Raw genomic sequence first — 622 nt, forward strand, 5'->3', positions numbered from 1 at the left:
GAGGAAGGCACGGGAGCGCGGATGGCCGTCGAGCGGGTCTCCGACGGCGCCTTCATCGGCTGGTGCGGTCTCATCGACTGGAACCCGGACTTCCGTAGCGCGGTGCTGTGTTACGTCTTCGATCCCGCGGCCTGGGGCCACGGGTACGCCACGGAGACCGTGCACGGCGTCCTGGGGTGGGCTTTCGACACCCTGGATCTCAACCGCGTCCGGGCCGACGTCGACACACGGAACGGGGCGTCGGCGCGGGTACTGGAGAAGCTCGGCTTCGTCCACGAGGGCACCCTCCGCGAGGACTGCGTCGTCAACGGCGACGTCTCCGACTCGTGGGTCTACGGACTTCTTCGGCGTGAGTGGCGTCCGGCGGGGGTGCGGTAACACCCGGGCACAGCCCCCCTCCTCTGAGATGCGGCCGGTGACGGCCTGATCAGGGGGTGGTGGTCGGCCCACGTCACTACGCTGAGCGCCTTCACCCATCGGGAGGTCCGGTTGGCACGGCGGAGCACGCTCGGGCAGGACTTCCGGCGTTTGTGGGGCGCTTACGCGATCAGTGCGGCGGGCAGTGCCGTCGGCATGGGGGCGTTGCCGCTCATCGCCCTCCTGGTGCTGCACTCCTCTGCGT

General features: G+C 69.6%; 1 protein-coding gene and 1 pseudogene. Both read left to right on the top strand.

Going from position 1 to position 622, the window contains the following annotated elements; genetic code table 11:
* A partial coding sequence (locus LPA54_RS34975) for a GNAT family N-acetyltransferase (protein ID WP_228984636.1) occupies nt 1-378 on the top strand: 378 nt, incomplete at its 5' end.
* Nucleotides 379-489: 111 nt separating this feature from the next.
* Nucleotides 490-622, top strand: a pseudogene (locus LPA54_RS34980) (MFS transporter); the annotation flags it as partial.

It is taken from the genome of Streptomyces sp. DH12 (assembly GCF_020873895.1).
Classification (GTDB): Bacteria; Actinomycetota; Actinomycetes; order Streptomycetales; family Streptomycetaceae; genus Streptomyces.